The sequence below is a fragment of the Magnetospira sp. QH-2 genome, assembly GCF_000968135.1.
Lineage (GTDB): Bacteria > Pseudomonadota > Alphaproteobacteria > Rhodospirillales > Magnetospiraceae > Magnetospira.
The window spans coordinates 3,417,287-3,437,046 of sequence record NZ_FO538765.1 but is presented as its reverse complement, the minus strand read 5'-3'; the positions used below and the strand labels follow the sequence as shown (position 1 = coordinate 3,437,046).

Below are 19,760 nucleotides of genomic sequence, written 5' to 3'. Positions count from 1 at the left end.
ACCCATATCTGTCAGCAAGTTTCGTTGAGGAATTCGACCGTGAGCGGTCCAGGAGATGCTATTATGCTGAAAAACAATGTAATTTTTTCTTCCCTCGGGGGCGTCTTTGCTCTGGCTCTGGGCCTGATGGGTGCCGAAATGGGCGCATCGGCGGGTGAATTCACTGTCAAAAAGCAAATGATCGAAGATCGCAAAGCGGTTTTCGCCACGGTGGAAAGCGCTGATTTGCTGCTTGCCCGGGCCCGTATCGGTGGCACCCTTGCCGCATTGTCGGTGGATGAAGGCTCGATGGTCGAGGCGGATCAGGAGATCGCCGTTGTCGGTGACGCCAAACTGGCGCTCCAGATCCAGGCCATCCAGGCCAAGGTGCAGTCCTTGGTGGCGGAACGCAAAAAGGCCGACACGGACCTGAACAGGGCACGCGAGCTAAAACGCTCCGGCACCATTGCTCAGGCCAAATTGGATGCGGCTGAAACGGCGCTTCGGGTCGTGGATCGCAATCTGGCCTCCTTGCAGGCCGAACGTCAGGTGATCGAGCAACAGGCCCGCGAGGGCGCCGTTCTGGCGCCGGGCTCCGGTCGGGTGTTGGAGGTCAAGGCCACCACCGGGGCGGTGGTGCTGCCCGGCGAGGTCATCGCCACCATTGCCGCCGAGGCCTATTTCCTGCGCATGAGCCTGCCCGAACGCCACGCCCGCTTCTTGAAGGAAGGCGATATGGTATTGGTCGGGCCGCGTGGCGTGCAGGCGGCATCCAACGAGCATTTACGCCAAGGCCAGGTGGTTCAGGTCTATCCGCGCATGGAACAGGGCCGGGTCGTGGCCGATGTGGAGGCCGATGGCTTGGAAGGCTATCTGGTCGGCGAGCGGACCTTGGTCTATGTGGAAACCGGCGCAAGGGAAGTCTTCGTGGTGCCCGAGGCAGCGCTGCATGACCGCTTCGGCCTGACGTTCGTCACCCTGACCGATGGGACCGAAGTGGTCGTCGAACGGGGGCGTCCGGTGACCGGGGGAATCGAGATCCTGTCCGGCCTGCGCGACGGCGACGTGGTGAAACTGCCATGAGCGACCAGGAGCCGAAGCTGGGCATCTCCGGGAATATCACCCGGGCCTTCATCACCTCGCCGTTGACGCCGCTGTTGCTGCTGGCCTCCATTGCCGTGGGCCTGATCGCCCTGGCGGTGCTGCCGCGCGAGGAAGAGCCGCAGATCTCCGTGCCGGTGGTTGATATCATCGTCAACGTGGACGGCCTGAAGGCGGTGGACGTGGTCGAACTGGTGACCAAGCCGTTGGAAGACATCGTCAACGGCATCGACAACGTGGAGCATGTCTATTCCGAGAGCATGGACGATTTCGTCATGGTCTCGGCCCGTTTCGACGTGGGCACTGACGAGGATGTGGCAATCGTGCGTATCCACGAAACCATCCAGGCTCATCTGGATACCATTCCCTATGGGATTCCCATGCCATTGATCGTCGGTCGCGGGGTCAACGACGTGCCCATCGTCGTCTTCACCCTGTCGCCGGAGGCCAAGGTGGCCGATCGTTGGGACGACAACGCACTTTATAATCTGGCCGAGGAACTGCTGCCGGAATTGGTCAAGGTGCCGGACGTGGGGCTGACCCTGATCGTCGGTGGTCGGGCCAACCAGATTCGCGTCGAGCCTGATCCAGAGTTGTTGTCCCGCCATGGGCTGACCCTCAACCAGGTGGTCGATAAAATCCGCAACGCCAATCGGTCGTTCCAGGTGGGTACCCTGCGCAGTGGCGGGCATTCCGTTCCCGCCGTGGCCGGCCAGACCCTGCAAGGGGTCGGCGATATTGGCCAGTTGCTGATCACCAGCCGCGATGGCCGTCCGGTTTATGTGAAGGACGTGGCCAATGTGGTGGTCGGCGCAGAGCCCGGCGAACACCGGGTCTGGCAGATCGGCAAGTCCGAGACCGGTGGTCCGGTTCCCGCCGTGTCCATTGCTTTGGCCAAGCGGGCTGGGGCCAATGCGGTAACCGTGGCCCAAAAGCTCGAAGAACGCCTGGAGTCCGTCAAGGGTCGCCTGATCCCGCCCGGAGTCTCCGTGGAGGTTACGCGGAACTATGGCGAAACGGCCCTGGAAAAGGCCGACGAGTTGCTGTTCCATCTGGCCCTGGCCACGGTGTCCATCGTCATTCTGATCACCCTGACCATCGGCTGGCGGGAAGGTCTGGTGGTGATGGTGGTGATCCCCACCACCATTTTGCTGACCCTGTTCGCGGCGCACCTGATGGGCTTCACAATCAACCGGGTGAGCCTGTTCGCCTTGATCTTCTCCATCGGTATCCTGGTCGATGACGCCATCGTGGTGGTGGAGAACATTGTCCGTCACTGCCACATGAAAAAAGGCGACAAGACCAAGACTCCCATTCAGATCGCCGTGGAAGGCGTGGCCGAGGTGGGCAATCCGACCATCATCGCCACCTTGACCATCGTCGCGGCCCTGCTGCCGATGATGTTCGTCTCCGGTCTGATGGGGCCCTATATGAGCCCCATTCCGGCCAACGCCTCGGCGGCCATGCTGTTTTCCTTCTTCATCGCGGTGATTGTGACGCCGTGGCTTTTGATGAAGGTTTCCGGCAAGACGACCCAGGGCAAAGGCCGCTTCCGCGCCTCCATGTGCAAGCTGCTCTCGCCGATTTTGCGTTGCTCGGAGAAAGAGGTAGATGACCGCCTGCGCGAGGAGTTCGACATCTTCGAACCCGATTCAACGTCCTATGATCATCTGGAACACGAAGGCAAGCTCGGTGCCTTTTACCGCCGGGTGGCCCGTCCGGTGCTGGAAGGACGGGGACGATCCAAGCTGCTGCTGGCCGTGACCTCCGTGGCGACCATCGGTGTCATGGTGCTATTCGCCACCAAGGACGTGACGGTCAAGCTGCTGCCGTTCGACAACAAGTCGGAGTTCCAGATCGTGGTGGATCTGCCCGAAGGCAGTGCGCTGGAAGATACCGAAAGGGTGCTGAAGGCGGCTGCCGAGCGCATCCGTGACCTGCCGGAGCTGGTATCGATCCAGGCCTATGCGGGCACCTCGGCGCCGTTCAACTTCAATGGCCTGGTGCGGCATTACTATTTGCGTGAAAAGCCGGAACTGGGGGATTTGCAGGTCAATCTGACGGCCAAGCATCACCGCGACCGGACCAGCCACGACATTGCCTTGGACGTGCGGCAAAAGCTGGCGGACCTGGAGGTGCCCGAAGGGACCTCGGTAAAAGTGGTCGAAGTGCCGCCGGGACCGCCGGTGCTCTCCACCTTGCTGGCCGAGGTCTATGGGCCCGACGCCGAATCGCGCCGGGCGGCGGCGGCAAAGATCCGCCAGGCCTATGAAGCGGTGGATTTTGTCGTCGATGTGGACGATTCCTTTGGGGCACCCACCGAGCGTTTGCGGTTTGTCATCGATCAGGAAGCCCTGGAATTCCATGGCGTTTCGGAACAGGCGGTGTACGATTCGCTACAGGTGCTGTTGGGCGGGGTCACGGTCGGTCATTCCCAGCGGGGACGGGGAGCCGATCCCATCGAAATTGCCGTGCGGCTGCCGAAAAGCGATCTCTACCCATCAGAGCGCCTGCTGGCCACGCCGCTGCCTGCACCGGGTCCGGCGGGCGATGGAGGGCGAATCGTCGAACTGGGCGATGTGGTGCGAATCGTGCGTGAACAGGCCTCTTTCCCGATCTTTCGTCGTGACGGCCATTTTGCCGAAATGATCATGGGCGAGCCCGCCGGGCGATTCGAAGCCCCGGTCTACGGCATGTTCGCCGTGGAAGATCAGGTGGCGAGCATGGATTGGGGATCGGTGGGGCCGCCCGAATTTCTTTATCACGGCCAGCCGGAGGACGAATCCAAGGTTTCCGTGCTGTGGGACGGCGAATGGGAGATCACCTACGTGACCTTCCGCGATATGGGGGCCGCCTTCGCGGTGGCCATCATGGCCATCTACCTGTTGGTGGTCGGTCAGTTCGGCTCGTTCAAGGTCCCGCTGGTGATCTTGGTGCCCGTACCCCTGACGCTAATCGGCATTGTGATCGGCCATTGGCTGTTTAATGCGCCCTTTACCGCCACCTCCATGATCGGCTTCATCGCCTTGGCGGGCATTATCGTGCGGAATTCGATTCTCTTGGTGGATTTCATCAATCATCAACGGGAAACAGGGATTCCCTTGCGTCAGGCCCTGATCGATGCCGGAGCCACGCGCTTCAAGCCGATCTTCCTCACCGCGTTGGCGGCGATGATTGGCGCGGCGTTCATTCTTGCCGATCCGATCTTCCAGGGGTTGGCCATTTCCATGGTTTTCGGCCTGATGTCCTCGACGGCACTCACCCTTTTGGTGATTCCGGCCATATATGTCTGGCTGCGGGATGACGGGCGAGGCTTCGGAGAGGGCGAAAAGGATGGGTAAGTGCATGAAAGTGAATGTATATAAGCATGTGCTAATTTTTTGGCTTAACAAGGGCGGAGAAAAGGCCTAAGGTAGTGGTATTCGCCGGGCCCCCAAAGGGCTCCGGCGGATAATTAACAGTACGTTCAAGAATGAGCTTGAACCGGGGACGACGGGGGAAGTCATGTACCGGCGACAAACAAGCGGACGCTTTATCGTTTTGACCACGGCGGGAATCGTTGTGGTCATGAGCGTTTTCACCTGGGTGATGTACGGCATGGCGCAGAAGGTCTACGTCATGACCGATGTCATGTTGGAAATGAATGCCTCGGTGGTCCGCATGACGGTGATCCAGGAACGCATGGCGGCCGATATGGCGGGTATGCATAACAACCTGGTCCGCATGAACGAATCGGTTAGCGGTATGAACGAATCGGTGGCCAACTTGGATTCGAGCGTCGGTCAGTTGAATACCAACGTGAAGACCATGACCTCCAACGTTCACAACATGTCGGCGGCGGTGACCGGTTTGACCTCAATCGTTGGATATATGGGCCGGGATGTGGGGCGTGCCACACATGCGTTCTCGCAGCCCATGTCCTACATGTGGGGGAATATGTTTCCCTTTTAGGGAAGCGACTCCCAAAATCTGGTTTTAGTGTCCCGAATCTGAAGGTCGTCCCCTTCATGAGATGACCGTTTAGCCCCCTTCAGGTTTGAATGGGATAACGCCCGATTCGGCTTTATTTACTGATCATTTTAAAAAGCTTTGAGAATCGCGAGTTGTTCTGGGGTATGGGGTCGACGTACTGGTCGATGATCGCGTCCAGTTCCTCGCCCGGAATCTCGTATTCCGTGGCCAACTCCTTTTCGTAGAGGAATTCGGCCAAAGGCAGGAGCGCGTCTATGGTTCGCGAATCGGTGAAAATATTCTGCGCGACTTCTTCCAGATGGAAGAAAACATCCTCATAATCAGTATCTTCGTTTAGACCGGCCAGAAGCCGGGTCAACTCGTCGATACGCGAAATGTCGCCGGTGCAACAGGTATGGGAGCCGCAGATCATGTGCTCCGCCATCTGCCCGCCAAACAACTCAATGACCCGAGCTTCCAACATATCCATGAAGGAATCCCAGTTATTGTGCAAAAAGCTCTTGTCGGTGATGGTGATGGGCGGTCGCGGCAGCAGCCGGACGGTCATGATTCGATGCCCCAAGGCACGCGCCACAAGCGCGTGTCCCGCCTGATAGACCGCCAGACGATAGGCATGGTCGTCGCAACGGCCTTCGGGATCGTCGCAGACCCCTTCAGTATCTAGCATTCCAGCGTTTCCCCGCTCGTTGTTTTCCCGGCTGTTACCCTGTTTAGTGGGTTGATTCTCTTTGGAATCCGCCGAAATTTTCATATTAGATTATCATCAGGCTACCACGCGGAGACGGAATCGCGCAACTAATCAGCCGATTGTCGGCATTTGCTCATCCATGACCCGAAATTGTCGCACAAAGCACTTTATTGTGCGGGGTCTTGTGCTAAGATGCCCATCCCTTGACCCACCCGGTCAATAAAAGATCGCGCCCTGCTTGGAAGGCCCGAACCACACAGCGACAACAGTTGCACCGGGGACGGAATTAAGGGAATCAACATAGGCACATGTTTCGGATGACCTGTCCGGAACTGGGACACAAGACAAGACGGGGGGCTTTGCATGTCTGAAGTTTTTTCAGCCGAATGGATGGACACCTTTAAGGACCAGTGGAATGCGATGCCGGATTTGGCGAGCGCGCTGGCCAAGATCGGGTTCGCCTCGGCAATTGGTTATGGTTACGTGGGTGAGGACAATCCTCGAGGTGTGCTGGTGGTCGAAAATGGCCAGGCGATCTCTGGGGGTGCCTACGAAGGACAGGAGCTGAATTGGGACATCCGCGCGTCCGCCAAGGACTGGGAAAAGTGGATGAAGAAGCCTCCGGGCATGATGGGCCTCGGCATGGCCTATACCTCTCGTAAGCTTCAGTTCGTGGTCGGTGACTACGGAGCGATGGTCAAGGATCCGCGTATGGCCGGACCCTTTATCAAGAGCTTCGAAGTCATGGGGAAAGTCTAAGGTTTTAGAAAATGAACGGTTCGGGCTGGAAGAGTGCGGTCGCCGCGTTGGTGCTTGGCGCCTTCGTGGCGGGCAGCGCGCAGGCGCAAGATTTTAAGACGATGGTCGTTCAATCCGTCCAAGTGGGCGGAACGGCGACGGTCGGTGGTACGGTGATTCCTTTCAAGGAAGCGACCTTCACAGCGCAGATCCCGGGGCGGGTGGAATTCATCGCCGGCTCCGAAGGGGATAGCGTCAAGAAGGGGGATGTGGTCGTTGCCATTGACGATGACGACATTCAGGCGCAACGCCGAGCCGCCCAGGCGCAGATCTATAACGCGGAGACGGCCTTGCGCAACGCGCAGGTCCAGTATTCCCGGGAATTGATCTCGCCGCGGACGAACAGCATGACGGGCATGCCGGGCATGGGAATGCCCAACATGTTTGATCAGATGTTCACCCGACCCATGGGCGAGATGATGGGCCGGACCTATCCGGGCCTCGAACGGCATGCCGATCTCTATGCTCAGGGTGCCGGGGTCAATCAGGCCCGCAACAGCATCACCACGGCGCGGGCAAATCTTGAATCCCTTGATGCGAAATTGAAGGATGCCCGGCAGACCGCGCCTTTTGATGGCGTGATCGTCGAGAAGCTGGCCGAAGTCGGTGACACGGTGCAACCGGGAACGCCGCTGATCGAGTTTGCCCATACGGATTTTCTGCGCATCATCGCCGATGTGCCGGTGCGGTTGGTGAACGGCCTTTCCAAAGGCATGTTTGTTCCGGCCCGGCTTGATATCGGTGGCGCCAAAATTCAGGCCAAGGTGGCTCAGATTTTCCCCATGGCCGATCGCCAACGCCACACGGTCAAGGTCAAGTTCGACCTGCCCAAGGGCGTGCCGGGTGGACCTGGTATGTATGTGGAAGTCACCATTCCAGACAGTTCCGTGCCATTGCGCGCGGTACCGTCGATCCCCGAAAACGCGCTCGTATGGCGAGGCAGTTTGCCCTCGGTGTTCGTCCTCAAGGACGGTCAGCCATCGCTTCGCGTTGTGCGGGTCGGCTATCCGCTCGGAAACGGCAATGTATCCGTGCTCTCCGGCCTTAGTGGCGGGGAGCAGGTCATCGTCGATCCTCCCGCCAATCTGGTCTCGGGCGGACGGTAGGCCAAGGCCGCCGCTCCGAAATCGGAGAATAGGGAAGGGGGAACGATGACTGCGGAAAACGAAAACACCAACGAAGACAGCAAGAGCAAGCCGGAGGCACATCTCGGTCTGGCCGGGAGCATGGCAAAGGCGTTTATCAACTCGCCTCTGTCTCCGTTGTTCCTGTTTACCAGCTTAGCCCTGGGTATCCTGGGCCTTATGTCCACGCCACGGCAGGAAGATCCTCAAATCTCCGTGCCCATGGTCGATATTTTCTTCCAATACCAAGGCGCGTCCGCCGAACAGGTCGCCAGTCTGGCCACGGATCCTCTCGAGCGATTGATGAGTGAAATCCCGGGGGTCAAACACGTCTATTCCATGTCCAAGCGCGATGGCGGCATGGTGACGGTCCAGTTCGAGGTCGGCGAGGCCATGGAGCCTTCGCTGATCAAGCTCTGGGACAAGCTGATGTCCAACATGGACAAGGTCCCGCCCGGAGTCTCTCAGCCCATGGTCAAGCCAAAGGGCGTTGACGATGTTCCGGTGGTGACCCTGACTCTGTGGTCCCACGAAGTGGACGAGGCGGCTCTCCGGCTTCTCGGCCTAGATGTGATGCAGCGCTTGAAAGAGGTTCCCAATACCTCGCAAAGCTTCATTGTTGGCGGCCGTTCCGAGGCCATCAAGGTCGAGGTCTATCCGGAGCGCCTGTCCGGCTTTGGCATCGGTCTGGATCAATTGGCGCAAACCGTGACGTCGGCCAATGCCGAGCGGGGTGTCGGCACGGCGGAAATCGGTGAAACGAGCTTTACCCTCTATACCGGTTCTTTCTTGCGCCGGGCCAAGGATATCGAGCGCCTGATGGTGGGGGTCCACCATGGCAGCCCGGTTTATGTGCGCGACGTGGCCGTCGTGACGGAAGCCACCGAAGACGCGACGAGCGTGGTCTCATACTATACCGGCCCGGCCTATGGCATTCCCCGGGGCGAAGTCTTCGTGAGCGATGATGGCGAGACCGATCTGGCCGACGAGGAAGCGCATAGCCAGCGCGCGGCGGAACAGGATCTGGCGCCCGTGGGCGCGCCTGCGGTGACCATCGCCGTGGCCAAGAAGCCGAACACCAACGGCGTGACCGTGGCCTCGGCAATCTTGGAACATGTGGAACGGCTCAAGGGCAGTCAGATTCCCGACAATGTTCATGTGGAAGTCACCCGCAACTACGGCCAGACCGCCAATGACAAGGTGAACAACCTGGTCTTCAAGCTGTTCGTGGCCACCGGTGTGGTGACCATCTTCATCTTCCTGGCGCTCGGTCTGCGGGCCGCCATCGTGGTGTTGATCGTGATCCCGGTGGTGATTCTGGTGACCGTGCTTGCCGCCTGGTTGATGGGCTATACCATCGACCGCGTGTCCCTGTTCGCGTTGATCTTCTCCATCGGCATTTTGGTGGATGACGCCATTGTGGTGATCGAGAACATTTACCGGCGATGGCTGGAAGAGGGCACGATTGATGTGTCCGTCTCCATCGACGCGGTGCGCGAAGTGGGCAACCCGACCATTCTTGCCACCTTTACGGTGATTGCGGCACTGCTGCCCATGGGCTTCGTGTCCGGCATGATGGGTCCCTATATGGAACCGATCCCGGCCTTGGGCTCGGTAGCCATGCTGTTTTCGCTGTTCGCCGCCTTCATCTTTACGCCCTGGCTGGCCCAGCGTATTCGGCCGAGCATGGCCAAGCTGCACAAGATGGAGCAAAAGGAGCATTCCCAGAACGAGAAGCTGGGGAAGCTGTTCAGCAATATTTTGAACCCGTTACTGGAAAGCAAAGTCAAGGGCTGGACCTTTGCCGCCTTCCTGATTGGGGCTCTGTTGCTCAGCTGCTATATGTTCCCGACCACCGCCGTGACGGTGAAGATGCTGCCACACGACAACAAGCCGGAGTTCAACGTTTCCATCAACATGCCGGACGGGACGGCCCTGCCGGTCACCGCCAACGTCGCCAGCCGGTTGGCCGACGAGTTGTTGAAGATCCCCGAGGTAACGTCGGTTCAGACCTACGCGGGCACCGCCTCGCCATTTAACTTCAATGGTTTGGTCCGCCATACGTACATGCGCAGCATGCCGTGGATGGGCGATATTCAAGTGCAGTTGGTGCACAAGTCCGACCGGGACCGCACCAGCCATCAATTGGCCGGCTATACGCGTGATCTGCTGACTCCCATCGCCAAGGAAATGGGCGCCAAGATCGAGATCATTGAAATGCCTCCGGGACCGCCGGTATTGCAGACCATGGTCGCCGAGATTTATGGCCCCGACCCGGAAACCCGCCGTCAAGTGGCCAAGGACATTACGCGCCTGTTTGAAAAAGCCGAGTCCGTGGTCGACGTGGATAATTTCCTGCAGTCCAAGTACGATACCTGGCGCTTCGTGGTCGAACGGGAGAAGGCTTCCCGTCGGGGCGTGTCGGTGGAAGACATCAATCGGCAGTTGGAAATGGCCATGGGCGGTTTCAAGATGGGCGACGTGAAGGTCGGCCATGCCCTTGAACCGCGCTATATCGTGCTGCAAATGCCGATGGCCTTCCGCAGCCAATTTGGGCATCTGGGCGAATTGCCGGTGCCGTCGGCGCAAGGCAACATGATCCCGCTGGGAGAATTGGGCCGTTTCGAAGCCTTTACCATTGACGATCCGGTCTATCACAAGGATCTCCGTCCGCTTGAATACGTGACCGGTGAAGTGTCCGGACGCCTGGGCGCGCCCATATACGGCATCCTCGAAGTGGAAGACCTGCTCGACGGGTATGAGTCCCCCGACGGCGTTCGCGTGGCCACCGAGTACATGGGGCCGCCTGCCTCCAGTCAGGCGTCGGCCATGGAATGGACCGGCGAATGGACGGTGACCTACGAGACCTTCCGCGACATGGGGATCGCCTTTGGCGCCGCCATGATCCTGATCTACATCCTGGTGGTTTGGGAATTCGGCAATTTCACCCTGCCCGCCATCATCATGGTTCCCATTCCCTTGACCCTGATCGGTATTATTCCCGGTCACGCGATCATCGGCGCCATGATCGGCGGTGGCGAGTTCACGGCCACATCCATGATCGGGTTCATCGCCCTTGCTGGTATCATTGTGCGAAACTCGATTTTGCTGGTGGATTTCTCCAAGCATGCCGTGGCCGGAGGCATGGATGTGCAAGACGCGGTCATTTCCGCCTGCCGCACCCGTACCCGACCGATCATCATTACCGCCTTCGCGTTGGTCGGCGGCTCCTTTGTCATCCTCGACGACCCGATTTTCCAAGGCATGGCCATTTCATTGATGGCCGGTGTTCTGGTCTCGACGGTATTGACCCTGGTGGTGATTCCCCTGGGCTGCGTCAGCTTCCGCAAGGCCATGTGCGTGCCAACCGAAGAGGGCCACATTCATTCTCCTTGTGCCGCTGGCGCCCATCTCGAGGGATCCCGCGACGTGGGTATCGGTGCTCAGGATGACGACGAGGACGAGTTCAAGACCCCCTTGTGGATGAAGATCTGGTCCGGCTTGATCATGGCGTTCTATGTCATTCGGGCCATGGCCATGTTCGTCTGGATGGGGCTTCAATCCGTCTTTGGGTTCGTGCGCAACCTGTTTGGACGGGGATCGGATGTGGATGATCTTCCGCCGCCGACACCACCGCCCTACACGCCGCCAACCCCACCGACCCCGCCGGTACCACCCAAACCGCCGGTGGACAAGGCGCCCGAGCCCAAGCCGGAGCCGAAGGCTAAGTCGGAACCGAAGTCGGTAGCTGCCCCGAAACCTGCCCCGAAAGCCGAAGTCATCGCGCCGGAACCGGCGGTCAAAGAGGCCGCCAAACCAGAACCGGTCAAGCCGACGATTATCGAAGCCGAACCGGAGGCTCCCAAAGCCAAGGAAGCACCCGCCGGGACGGCGTCTGATACGAAGGTCGTTGCCGCCGCCGCCATGGGGGCGGCCACCGGTGCCGCGGTTCTTGCCGCGACCAGTGACAAGACACCGGAAGAAGAACCGGCGGCCAAGAGTGCACCGGCTGCCAAGCCCGCCGCCAAGAAATCAGCAGTGACAAAGGCTCCGGCTGCCAAGCCTGCCGCCAAGAAGGCTCCGGCTGCCAAGCCTGCCGCCAAGAAGGCTCCGGCGAAGAAACCCGATGCCAAGAAGGCGGTGGCTAAGAAACCGGCTGCCAAGAAGACCGCGACCGCCAAGCCTGCGGCCCCAAAAACGGCCAAGGCTCCAGCCGCGAAACCCAAGGCCGCGACAGCGTCAAAGGCAGGCCCGAAATCTGCCGCCAAGGCGGCAACCAAACCGGCTTCATCGGCCGCCTCGAAGGCTCGCAAGCGTCGAGGCATCCGATTGAAGACATCCATAAACGAATCTTCGGACGACCAGACGTGAGGTCCCGACCATGCGCGTGATCCATAGCTTTCTTGCCCTGACATGTTTGATGTTGGCTGTTCCGGCCATGGCCCAGCAGGCTGCCCAGACGGGTGCCCGGCTTGACTTGACCAAGGAAGTTCCGCCGGAACCACCGGGATTGTTTCATTCCACGGTGCTGATGGCCCGTCCAGGACAGCCGGAAATGCCCAAGGCATCGACCGCGCCTGCCGCGCCGCTGCCCTCGTTTGCGGCGCAACCGGAACAGGCCCCTGCCGCGCCGACTTCAAACGCCCCGGCAACATCCTATGCGGCGCCTTATGGGGCCATGCCGCAGCAACCCTATTGGCAGGGTAGCGTTGGGCAGCCAGCCACCCCATATGAAGCGATGGCACCGCAGCCCAAGGAACCGGCAACCACGAGCGAAGCGCCGGCTCCGGCAGCGCCACCCCGGGCCATATGGCGTCCGGCATGGCCACAGCCCTATGGGTATGGGTATGCGGCGCCCGGCTACGGCTATGCGCCGCCGCCCTATGGCGCGCCGTACGGCTATCCGCGTTAACCAGGCAAGGACCTAAACCACTCCATGAAAACCATCACGGTATGCCTTCTCGGGACCGCCGCCATCCTCCTCCTTTCGGAGCGAGGTGCGGTTGGTGACAATCCCTGGAGAAGCAATCCGGGATGGCAGCAGCAGCCACCCGCTCAGCAAAACTATCAACAGCAGCAGCCATCGGCCCCCCTGTCCCAGACGCCGTACATGGAGAACCTGCCGAAAGCGCCATTGATGCAACATCAAGGTGGATTTCACCAACAGCCAGCCTATCCGGTGGCACCTCAGGGTCTGGAGTATCCGCCTGACGACCTTGAAGATCGGCTTGATGATCAGAATAACCGGCGCTTTGGTCCCGGCAGCTATGGGCAACAACAGGCTCCCGCCTACCCCCGCTATCAGCCTGATCCTCGATCATCCTCAAGCGGCTATGTCTATGAACAGCCCGCGCGCCGATATTGGGACAACCCGACGGTTGATAATTACTTCGGACCTCATGAATTCTCCCCCTATGGCGGTGGTAGCCAAGGACTTGGCTTTGGCGCTTGGCCGTATAATGGCGGGGCTGGTCAGGTCTGGCCGGGGTACTCGAATTGGTAATATAGAGAATTTCGCTCGACCCAACGAGGTTGAACGGAACTAGTCGAATGCAGGTAATGGTCCCTTAGACCGGTATTCGGCCCTTTTAATCAAGGGACCTGACTATGCATAGGAGACGACGTTCATGAAGAAAGTTCTTTTGACCTCTGCCCTGGCTTTGGCCCTGGGCACCGGTATCGCGGTTTCCGACGCTTCCGCTTGGTGGGGCGGCGGTCCGTGGAACAACAACGGCTGGGGCAACAACAACGGTTGGGGCGATGGCTCCGGTTCCGGCTTTGGTGATGGCTCCGGCAGCTTCAATTTCGGTATGAGCGGCAGCGGTCGTGGCAACAATAGCTGGAATGGCTACAACGGCTATAACGGCTACAATGGCTACAACGGCTACGGCGGCGGCCCGTGGGGTCACCCGGGTTACGGCTATGGCGCTCCCTATGGTGCTCCGTATGGTGCCCCGTATGGCGTTCCCTATGGCGCCCCGGTTGCTCCGGCTCCGGCTGCTCCGGCTCCGGCCCAGTAAGACTGGACCTAGACGTATGGATGTCGGCACCGTTCGCCATTGGGCGACGGTGTCGGCTCCGCGCGTTCTGGGGGAATACCGCTGAGACTCAGCGTAGGGGGAAAGAAATGAGATTCGGGTTCATGGCTTTGGCGGCCCTGTTGACAGTGCCCATGGTCTGGACGGTGACGGGGGCCAAAGCCGCCGAGTTGCCATTTTCTGCCGATGCGGTCAGTCAGCTTGGCGGGGAAGTGATCCAGAAAGCCCGAATTCTGCGCGACCAGGACGCCATTCGTTTGGAGTATGCGCGGCAGGGAAAGCAGTTGATCCAGATCATGAAACCCAAGTCGGGCGAAATGCTGGTATTGGATCCCGCGACCAAAACCTTTTTGCAGTTCAAAGGCAAGGTTCCCCCCGCACAGGGTGCGGGAACCCAGGCCAATCCCTGTGCGGCACCGCCCTCGGGGATGACATGCACGCCGTTGGGGGCCAAGATGGCTGGGACCATCAACGCCGAAGCCTATCGGATCAGCGGGGGCAAGACCCAGGGGACCATGACCGTTTACTGGGACCCGAAAAGCAAGCAGGTGGTTCGGCGGGAAAGCAGCGACGGCAAAGTCATGCAGGTGGAATTTGTTGCAAAGGAAACCGTGCTTGGTCGCGATACCCTGCACTGGAAAGCCACCTATACCGAGCCCGAACAACAGCCGCAGATTGGCGAATGGTGGTTGGATCCCGACCTGGGAGTCCGTATCCGGGAACAGCTGCCCAATGGCGAATTGCGCGAATTGCGGAATCTGGCCGTGGGACCGGTGGACACGAATCTATTCCAAGTCCCGCAAGGGTATCGCAAAGTGGAGCCGCAACAGGCACCCTCAGCCGGGATGCGACAAGGGGGGGCGCCGCAAGGGGGAGCCCGGCAAATGCCGCAACGACAGCAATACCCGGCCCAAGGTGGGCAGTATCGCTATCCCTCTCCCTACGGCCGTTAAAAAACAAGGAGACGCTGAATGATTACATTGGTCGGCAATCTCAAAGGTGGCACGGGTAAAAGCACCGCGGCCTTCAATCTGGCTCTTTGGCTGGCTGCCCGGGGCGACAAGGTCACCGTCTGCGATCTGGATCCGCAGGCGACCTTGCGCGATGTGCTCGAGCTGCGCGGCGACGAAGGCTACGAGCCGCAGCTAAAGAACGAACGGGATCTCCCAGACCGGGCAACCGGCGAGGTCATTGTTGATGTGGGAACATCGGACATGATTGGCGTGCATGAAGGGATCAAGCGCGCCCATCAGATCATTATTCCGGTGGCGCCGAGCCAGGCGGATGTCTGGGCAACCCAGCGATTCATTGAATTAGTCAAGAAACATGCCGGCCGGAAAAAGCCGCGTATGCGGGCTTTCATCAACCGCGCCGACCCGCATCCGCTGTCGCACGAGAACAGGGAAACTCTGGAGGCGCTTCAGTCGCTGCCACAGATCGAGTTCCTGTCTTCCCGGCTGACGCAACGCATGGTCTTCCGCCGCTCGTTCTCCGAGGGGCTGGGTGTTTTTGAATTGGAGCCCTCAGGAAAGGGGGCCAAGGAACTGAACGCGCTTGGGAAGGAAATCTTCTCCTAAGTTACCGGGGGAAGCCTGTCGTCAAGAGATTCAAGAGGGGAATAGAAGTCATGGCTTTGATGCGTTTGTTGGTGCTTTACGCACTGGTCGGCTTGGGGATTTACGGATACTTCAAGCGAGATGAAGTGATGCCCATGTTGAACGGGGCCTGGCACGATATCGAGGAGACCGCCGAGGACCTGAGTCGCGAGGTCGGGCTGAGCGAAGAAGACGACAAGGATGAAGCCGAGGAGGCGAAAGCCGAGGGCGACGACAAGGCCGAGGGCAACAACAAAGCCGAGGACCCGGCGCCAGCCGTCGCCGAAGCCAAACCGCAACCGGCACCAACGCCTGAGCCTGTTTCAGAGCCCAAGGCGGATGCACCCGCCGCAGCGGCCGCCGAGACACCCGCCGCGCCGGTCGAGGCCGCCCCCGAAGCCAAACCACAACCCGCGCCGACGCCGAAGCCTGCCGCCCAGGACGCGCCCGCGCCAAACGCGGCTCCCGCGCCCGCCCAGATGACCATGCGGGAAATGTCCATGGCCCGCCATCCCGGCGCCGCTCCGGCGCCGCAAGCAGCTCCCGCCAACCAGGCCGCCCCTGCCCGTATGGAGCCGCCGAAGCGTCCGGAACCGCGCAAGCTGCCCGAGCATCATCGCCGGGGACCCATTTCGGAAGCCGATTTGGCGCCTGAAGTGCGCGACGGATGGATTGCCGCCCGTCTCGCTTTCTATGAAGGGGATTACGAAAAGGCTGAAGCCCAGTATAAAAGCCTGGCCGAGGCCAATCCCGACCTCCCGGACGTGATGGGTGAATTGGGCAACCTCTACTACTACCAACAGCAACACGACAAAGCAGCGGAGGCCTACTTGGAAACCGGTATGCGGGCGCTGAAAAGCAACCAGCTGGGGCTCGCCTCGTCGTTGATTGGGGCTCTGCAACGCTTGGCACCGGACATGGCCGCCAAGCTGCGTAAGGAACTACAGAACCACGGTCGTTGATCCCGCTCACCATCACGGTGCCGGAAGAGAAAGAGAGTAAGCATGCTACAGACCCATAGCCCGAAATTTCTGTCCAAGCGGCTCCGCAGCCTGGAAGAACATCTGCAAGGCGAGAACCCGATTTTGGTCGAGTTTCTGCCGACGTTCTACCGGCTCGACAAGATGCTGCACCGGATGGGGCTTTTGGACCGGGATTCATCCCTGGCCACCCGCATTTCGTGGTGGCCGGTGGTGGCGGTGCTGGGCACGTTCTCTTCCGGCAAGTCCACCTTTATCAATGCCTATATTGGCGACAAGCTTCAAGAAACCGGCAATCAGGCCGTGGACGACAAATTCACCGTGGTTTGCTATCGCACCCCGACCCAGGGTCAGAATTTGACCCTGCCGGGAACGGCCCTGGATGCCGACCCGCGTTTTCCGTTCTTCCGCATGAGCCGGGAAATCGAAAAAGTCCACGAGGGCGAAGGCAAGCATATCGAGAGCTATCTACAGCTCAAGACCACCTCGGAGGAGAACCTGCGCGGCAAGATCGTCATCGATTCCCCTGGCTTCGATGCCGATGATCAGCGCCGTTCAACCTTGCGCATCACCGACCATATTATTGATTTGTCGGATCTGGTCCTGGTGTTTTTCGATGCCCGTCATCCAGAGCCGGGCGCCATGCAAGATACCCTCAAGCATCTGGTGACCACCACCCGGCAGCGCACCGATGCCAGCAAGTTCCTCTATATCCTCAATCAGATCGATACGACGGCCAAGGAGGACAACCCCGAAGCCGTCGTGGGCGCCTGGCAACGAGCCATCGCGCAGGCCGGGCTGACCACCGGGCGGTTCTATTGCATCTACAATCCGGAAGCCGCCGTTCCCATCGAGGATGCCGCGCTTCGACAGCGTTTCGAAAGCAAGCGCGACGAAGACATGCGGGCCATCCTTGGTCGGATGGGCGAGGTGGAAATTCAACGCAGCTACCGCATCGTCGGGGTCTTGGAAACCGTCGTCAATGAGGTGGAAACGGAGATTGTTCCGAAACTGCGCGCGGCGGTGGATAAATGGCGCCGGGGTGTGGTGATTGGTGATCTGGTGGCCTATGCCTTATTGATCATTGGGGCCCTTGCCTTGGTCATCGGCATGGATTGGCTGCCCGGCCCCGAGGACGGCCTGTTGGCCTGGCTGGGAGCCCATAGTCTGGATATCGGTGTCGGGGTCGGCGCGGTGGTTGCCATGGGCCTGGGCTTCCATTTCTGGCTGCGCGGGGTGATGGCCCGAAGGGTTGCCGCCAAACTGCCTGAAGTGGTCGGTCAGGTGGAATTGAACCTCAAGCAGGCTTTTCTTCGAAACACCAAATTCTATCGCAGTATTTTTGCCAAGGATCCGGCGGGATGGGGTAAGCGAGCCCTGCGCAAGTTCCAGGCTCTGCGCGAAACCGCGGCCCAGCATGTACAGCGTCTGAACGACTGTTATGCCGATCCGTCGGGGCGCCTCAATCAACCGGAACCGCCAAAGCTGGCAGCCGTACAGGAAATGGCACCGCCAACGGTCCCGGCCCCGGAAGAGGTGCCGCCAGTCATGGTGGAGAAGTAACCATCCACAAACAAAGGGCGGTGAAGCGGTAAAAAATATGCCACTGGCCTATTTCACACTTGGGAGAGAGAAAAATGGCACATGTGGTGATTATCGGGGCGGGCGTCGGCGGCATGCCGATGGCTTATGAAATGCGCGACGCCCTGCGCAAGGAAGACAAGATCACGGTCATCGGCAATGGCCCCGATTTCCAGTTTACGCCCTCCAACCCCTGGGTCTTGGTGGGCTGGCGCAAGCGCAAGGATGTGGTGGTCCCGGTCGAGAAATACCTGAATAAAAAAGGTATCGACTTTGTCCCGGTCCCGGTCAAAAAAGTTCATCCCGATGATAGCAAGGTTGAACTGGCCGATGGTCAGTCCATGGACTACGACTACCTGGTGGTCGCGTCGGGCCCGCATTTGGCCTTCGAGGAAGTGGAAGGTCTGGGCCCCAATGGCTTCACCCAGTCGGTCTGTCATGTGGACCATGCGGTGAAGGCTTATGAGAAGTGGGAAGAATTCTGCAAGAATCCCGGTCCCATCGTGGTCGGTGCGGTGCAAGGTGCTTCTTGCTACGGACCAGCCTATGAGATGGCCATGATCATGGATACGGACCTGCGTCGCCGCAAGATCCGCGACAAGGTACCGATGACATTTGTCACGGCGGAACCCTACGTGGGCCATCTGGGCCTGGGCGGTGTCGGCGACTCAAAGGGGTTGCTGGAATCCGAGTTCCGCGGCGCCCACGTCAAATGGATCTGCAATGCCAAGGTCGAAAAAGTCGAAGACGGCAAGATGCATGTGGCCGAGATGAACCCCGACGGAAGCGAAAAGCAGAAGCATGAGGTCGACTTCAAATACTCCATGATGCTGCCCGCCTTCAAAGGCATCGAGGCGGTTCAAGGCATCGAGGGCCTCGTCAATCCGCGCGGTTTCGTGACCGTCAACAAGTTCCAGCAAAACGAAAAGTTCAAGAATATCTATGCGGTTGGCGTCGTGGTGGCCATTCCGCCGGTGGAAGCCTGTGCCTTGCCGGTCGGCGCGCCCAAGACTGGGTACATGATCGAGTCCATGGTGACGGCCACCGCCCATAACGTGCGCAATATGATTGATGGCAAATCACCCGATCAGGAGGCCACCTGGAATGCCATCTGTCTCGCCGATTTCGGTGATCGGGGCGCCGCCTTCGTGGCCTTGCCGCAGATCCCGCCGCGCAACGTCAATTGGTTCGCCGGCGGCAAATGGGTGCATCTGGCCAAAGTCGCCTTTGAGAAGTACTTCATTCGCAAAATCAAGAAGGGCACCTCCGAGCCCATCTATGAAAAGTACACCTTGAAAGCCCTGGGCGTGACCAAGCTGAAAGACAAGTACACGGAACCGACCGTGCACGATTGATCAAGAAGGATACTTTAATGTGATTACGCCGCCGGTGCCTCGGGTGCCGACGGCGTTTCGCCGTCTGAAGACGCTTTTTGGGCATCAGCGGTATCCGTGACCTCTTCGCCCCAGTCATCGACCAGCTTTTTCTGTTCGGATCTGAGCTGTTGAACGCGGCGCTCGTTGAGTACTTGAAGAAACACCGCGACCACCGGCGGAACCACCATGAAAATCACCCAGCCGAGAGCGGCCGAACCGTACATAACCAGCAGGGAAAAAGCATTGGTCAGAATTTTGAAAGCCGCTACCGGCGTGTTGGTTCCAAACCACGAATCCAAAACATAGGGTAGCGTGCCGCAGAAGTTCAGTCCGCCGACGCAGAACGAGGCGTACTTCTCCTTGGAACGATCAATCAAAAATATGGCCACCCAGGTGGGCAGCATGCCGAAGAACAAGATCAACACCTGCGGCAATGCCACGGCCAACAGCACCACGGCCAGCCCGGCCATGACGATGAGGTTGGGTCCTTTTTTCCTGGGGGCGGCGGTCTTGGCCATGACGGGGCTG

General features: G+C 59.5%; 16 protein-coding genes. 14 read left to right on the top strand and 2 right to left on the bottom strand.

Going from position 1 to position 19,760, the window contains the following annotated elements:
• Positions 1-63 precede the first annotated feature (63 nt).
• The 3 genes from MGMAQ_RS16110 to MGMAQ_RS16100 all read left to right on the top strand — a co-directional run bounded on the left by MGMAQ_RS16110 (position 64) and on the right by MGMAQ_RS16100 (position 5,031).
• Positions 64-1,062, top strand: a complete 999-nt coding sequence (locus tag MGMAQ_RS16110; protein ID WP_052716471.1) for an efflux RND transporter periplasmic adaptor subunit — start codon at positions 64-66, stop codon at positions 1,060-1,062.
• Positions 1,059-4,421, top strand: coding sequence for an efflux RND transporter permease subunit (locus MGMAQ_RS16105; protein ID WP_046022356.1), 3,363 nt, complete (start codon positions 1,059-1,061; stop codon positions 4,419-4,421). The genes MGMAQ_RS16110 and MGMAQ_RS16105 overlap by 4 nt, the downstream gene beginning before the upstream one ends.
• A gap of 163 nt (positions 4,422-4,584) precedes the next feature.
• On the top strand, positions 4,585-5,031 hold the full coding sequence (locus tag MGMAQ_RS16100) for a hypothetical protein (RefSeq protein ID WP_046022355.1): 447 nt from the start codon (positions 4,585-4,587) through the stop codon (positions 5,029-5,031).
• 112 nt (positions 5,032-5,143) lie between these two features.
• Here MGMAQ_RS16100 and MGMAQ_RS16095 read toward each other — a convergent pair whose 3' ends face one another.
• Complete coding sequence (locus MGMAQ_RS16095) at positions 5,144-5,803, bottom strand: hypothetical protein (RefSeq protein ID WP_046022354.1); 660 nt, start codon at positions 5,801-5,803, stop codon at positions 5,144-5,146.
• 300 nt (positions 5,804-6,103) lie between these two features.
• On the opposite strand from MGMAQ_RS16095, the gene MGMAQ_RS16090 reads away from it, so the two are divergent.
• From MGMAQ_RS16090 to MGMAQ_RS16030, 11 genes are all read left to right on the top strand, one after another.
• Entirely contained in the window at positions 6,104-6,499 is a 396-nt protein-coding gene (locus MGMAQ_RS16090; RefSeq protein WP_046022353.1) for a hypothetical protein, read from the top strand.
• Between the two features lie 11 nt (positions 6,500-6,510).
• Positions 6,511-7,644 carry an efflux RND transporter periplasmic adaptor subunit gene (locus tag MGMAQ_RS16085; RefSeq protein WP_082085484.1) on the top strand — a complete coding sequence of 378 codons (1,134 nt, stop codon included), beginning with the start codon at positions 6,511-6,513 and terminating at the stop codon, positions 7,642-7,644.
• A gap of 45 nt (positions 7,645-7,689) precedes the next feature.
• Positions 7,690-12,033, top strand: a complete 4,344-nt coding sequence (locus MGMAQ_RS16080) for an efflux RND transporter permease subunit (RefSeq protein WP_046022352.1) — start codon at positions 7,690-7,692, stop codon at positions 12,031-12,033.
• A gap of 10 nt (positions 12,034-12,043) precedes the next feature.
• Positions 12,044-12,574, top strand: coding sequence for a hypothetical protein (locus tag MGMAQ_RS16075; protein ID WP_046022351.1), 531 nt, complete (start codon positions 12,044-12,046; stop codon positions 12,572-12,574).
• Between the two features lie 24 nt (positions 12,575-12,598).
• Positions 12,599-13,165 carry a hypothetical protein gene (locus tag MGMAQ_RS20795; protein WP_148560996.1) on the top strand — a complete coding sequence of 189 codons (567 nt, stop codon included), beginning with the start codon at positions 12,599-12,601 and terminating at the stop codon, positions 13,163-13,165.
• Between the two features lie 124 nt (positions 13,166-13,289).
• Positions 13,290-13,682: a sulfur globule family protein gene (locus MGMAQ_RS16060; RefSeq protein ID WP_046022348.1), complete on the top strand. Its 393-nt coding sequence runs from the start codon at positions 13,290-13,292 to the stop codon at positions 13,680-13,682.
• Between the two features lie 107 nt (positions 13,683-13,789).
• The gene (locus MGMAQ_RS16055; protein WP_046022347.1) at positions 13,790-14,653 is read left to right on the top strand and encodes a hypothetical protein; all 864 of its coding nucleotides are present in this window, start codon (positions 13,790-13,792) and stop codon (positions 14,651-14,653) included.
• 18 nt (positions 14,654-14,671) lie between these two features.
• Positions 14,672-15,277, top strand: coding sequence for an AAA family ATPase (locus MGMAQ_RS16050; protein WP_046022346.1), 606 nt, complete (start codon positions 14,672-14,674; stop codon positions 15,275-15,277).
• Between the two features lie 50 nt (positions 15,278-15,327).
• Positions 15,328-16,257, top strand: coding sequence for a tol-pal system YbgF family protein (locus MGMAQ_RS19845; protein WP_052716470.1), 930 nt, complete (start codon positions 15,328-15,330; stop codon positions 16,255-16,257).
• 42 nt (positions 16,258-16,299) lie between these two features.
• Positions 16,300-17,838, top strand: a complete 1,539-nt coding sequence (locus MGMAQ_RS16035; RefSeq protein ID WP_046022343.1) for a dynamin family protein — start codon at positions 16,300-16,302, stop codon at positions 17,836-17,838.
• A 74-nt stretch (positions 17,839-17,912) separates the two neighbouring features.
• Entirely contained in the window at positions 17,913-19,211 is a 1,299-nt protein-coding gene (locus MGMAQ_RS16030) for an NAD(P)/FAD-dependent oxidoreductase (protein WP_046022342.1), read from the top strand.
• 23 nt (positions 19,212-19,234) lie between these two features.
• Here the strand turns inward: MGMAQ_RS16030 and MGMAQ_RS16025 are convergent, their stop codons facing one another.
• Entirely contained in the window at positions 19,235-19,750 is a 516-nt protein-coding gene (locus MGMAQ_RS16025; RefSeq protein ID WP_052716469.1) for a hypothetical protein, read from the bottom strand.
• Between the last annotated feature and the right edge of the window lie 10 nt (positions 19,751-19,760).

Bases quoted from the DNA above. Each gene is read 5' to 3' on its own strand.
- MGMAQ_RS16110 (WP_052716471.1), top strand. From the start codon at position 64: ATGCTGAAAAACAATGTAATTTTTTCTTCCCTCGGGGGCGTCTTTGCT.
- MGMAQ_RS16105 (WP_046022356.1), top strand. From the start codon at position 1,059: ATGAGCGACCAGGAGCCGAAGCTGGGCATCTCCGGGAATATCACCCGG.
- MGMAQ_RS16100 (WP_046022355.1), top strand. From the start codon at position 4,585: ATGTACCGGCGACAAACAAGCGGACGCTTTATCGTTTTGACCACGGCG.
- MGMAQ_RS16095 (WP_046022354.1), bottom strand. From the start codon at position 5,803: ATGAAAATTTCGGCGGATTCCAAAGAGAATCAACCCACTAAACAGGGT.
- MGMAQ_RS16090 (WP_046022353.1), top strand. From the start codon at position 6,104: ATGTCTGAAGTTTTTTCAGCCGAATGGATGGACACCTTTAAGGACCAG.
- MGMAQ_RS16085 (WP_082085484.1), top strand. From the start codon at position 6,511: ATGAACGGTTCGGGCTGGAAGAGTGCGGTCGCCGCGTTGGTGCTTGGC.
- MGMAQ_RS16080 (WP_046022352.1), top strand. From the start codon at position 7,690: ATGACTGCGGAAAACGAAAACACCAACGAAGACAGCAAGAGCAAGCCG.
- MGMAQ_RS16075 (WP_046022351.1), top strand. From the start codon at position 12,044: ATGCGCGTGATCCATAGCTTTCTTGCCCTGACATGTTTGATGTTGGCT.
- MGMAQ_RS20795 (WP_148560996.1), top strand. From the start codon at position 12,599: ATGAAAACCATCACGGTATGCCTTCTCGGGACCGCCGCCATCCTCCTC.
- MGMAQ_RS16060 (WP_046022348.1), top strand. From the start codon at position 13,290: ATGAAGAAAGTTCTTTTGACCTCTGCCCTGGCTTTGGCCCTGGGCACC.
- MGMAQ_RS16055 (WP_046022347.1), top strand. From the start codon at position 13,790: ATGAGATTCGGGTTCATGGCTTTGGCGGCCCTGTTGACAGTGCCCATG.
- MGMAQ_RS16050 (WP_046022346.1), top strand. From the start codon at position 14,672: ATGATTACATTGGTCGGCAATCTCAAAGGTGGCACGGGTAAAAGCACC.
- MGMAQ_RS19845 (WP_052716470.1), top strand. From the start codon at position 15,328: ATGGCTTTGATGCGTTTGTTGGTGCTTTACGCACTGGTCGGCTTGGGG.
- MGMAQ_RS16035 (WP_046022343.1), top strand. From the start codon at position 16,300: ATGCTACAGACCCATAGCCCGAAATTTCTGTCCAAGCGGCTCCGCAGC.
- MGMAQ_RS16030 (WP_046022342.1), top strand. From the start codon at position 17,913: ATGGCACATGTGGTGATTATCGGGGCGGGCGTCGGCGGCATGCCGATG.
- MGMAQ_RS16025 (WP_052716469.1), bottom strand. From the start codon at position 19,750: ATGGCCAAGACCGCCGCCCCCAGGAAAAAAGGACCCAACCTCATCGTC.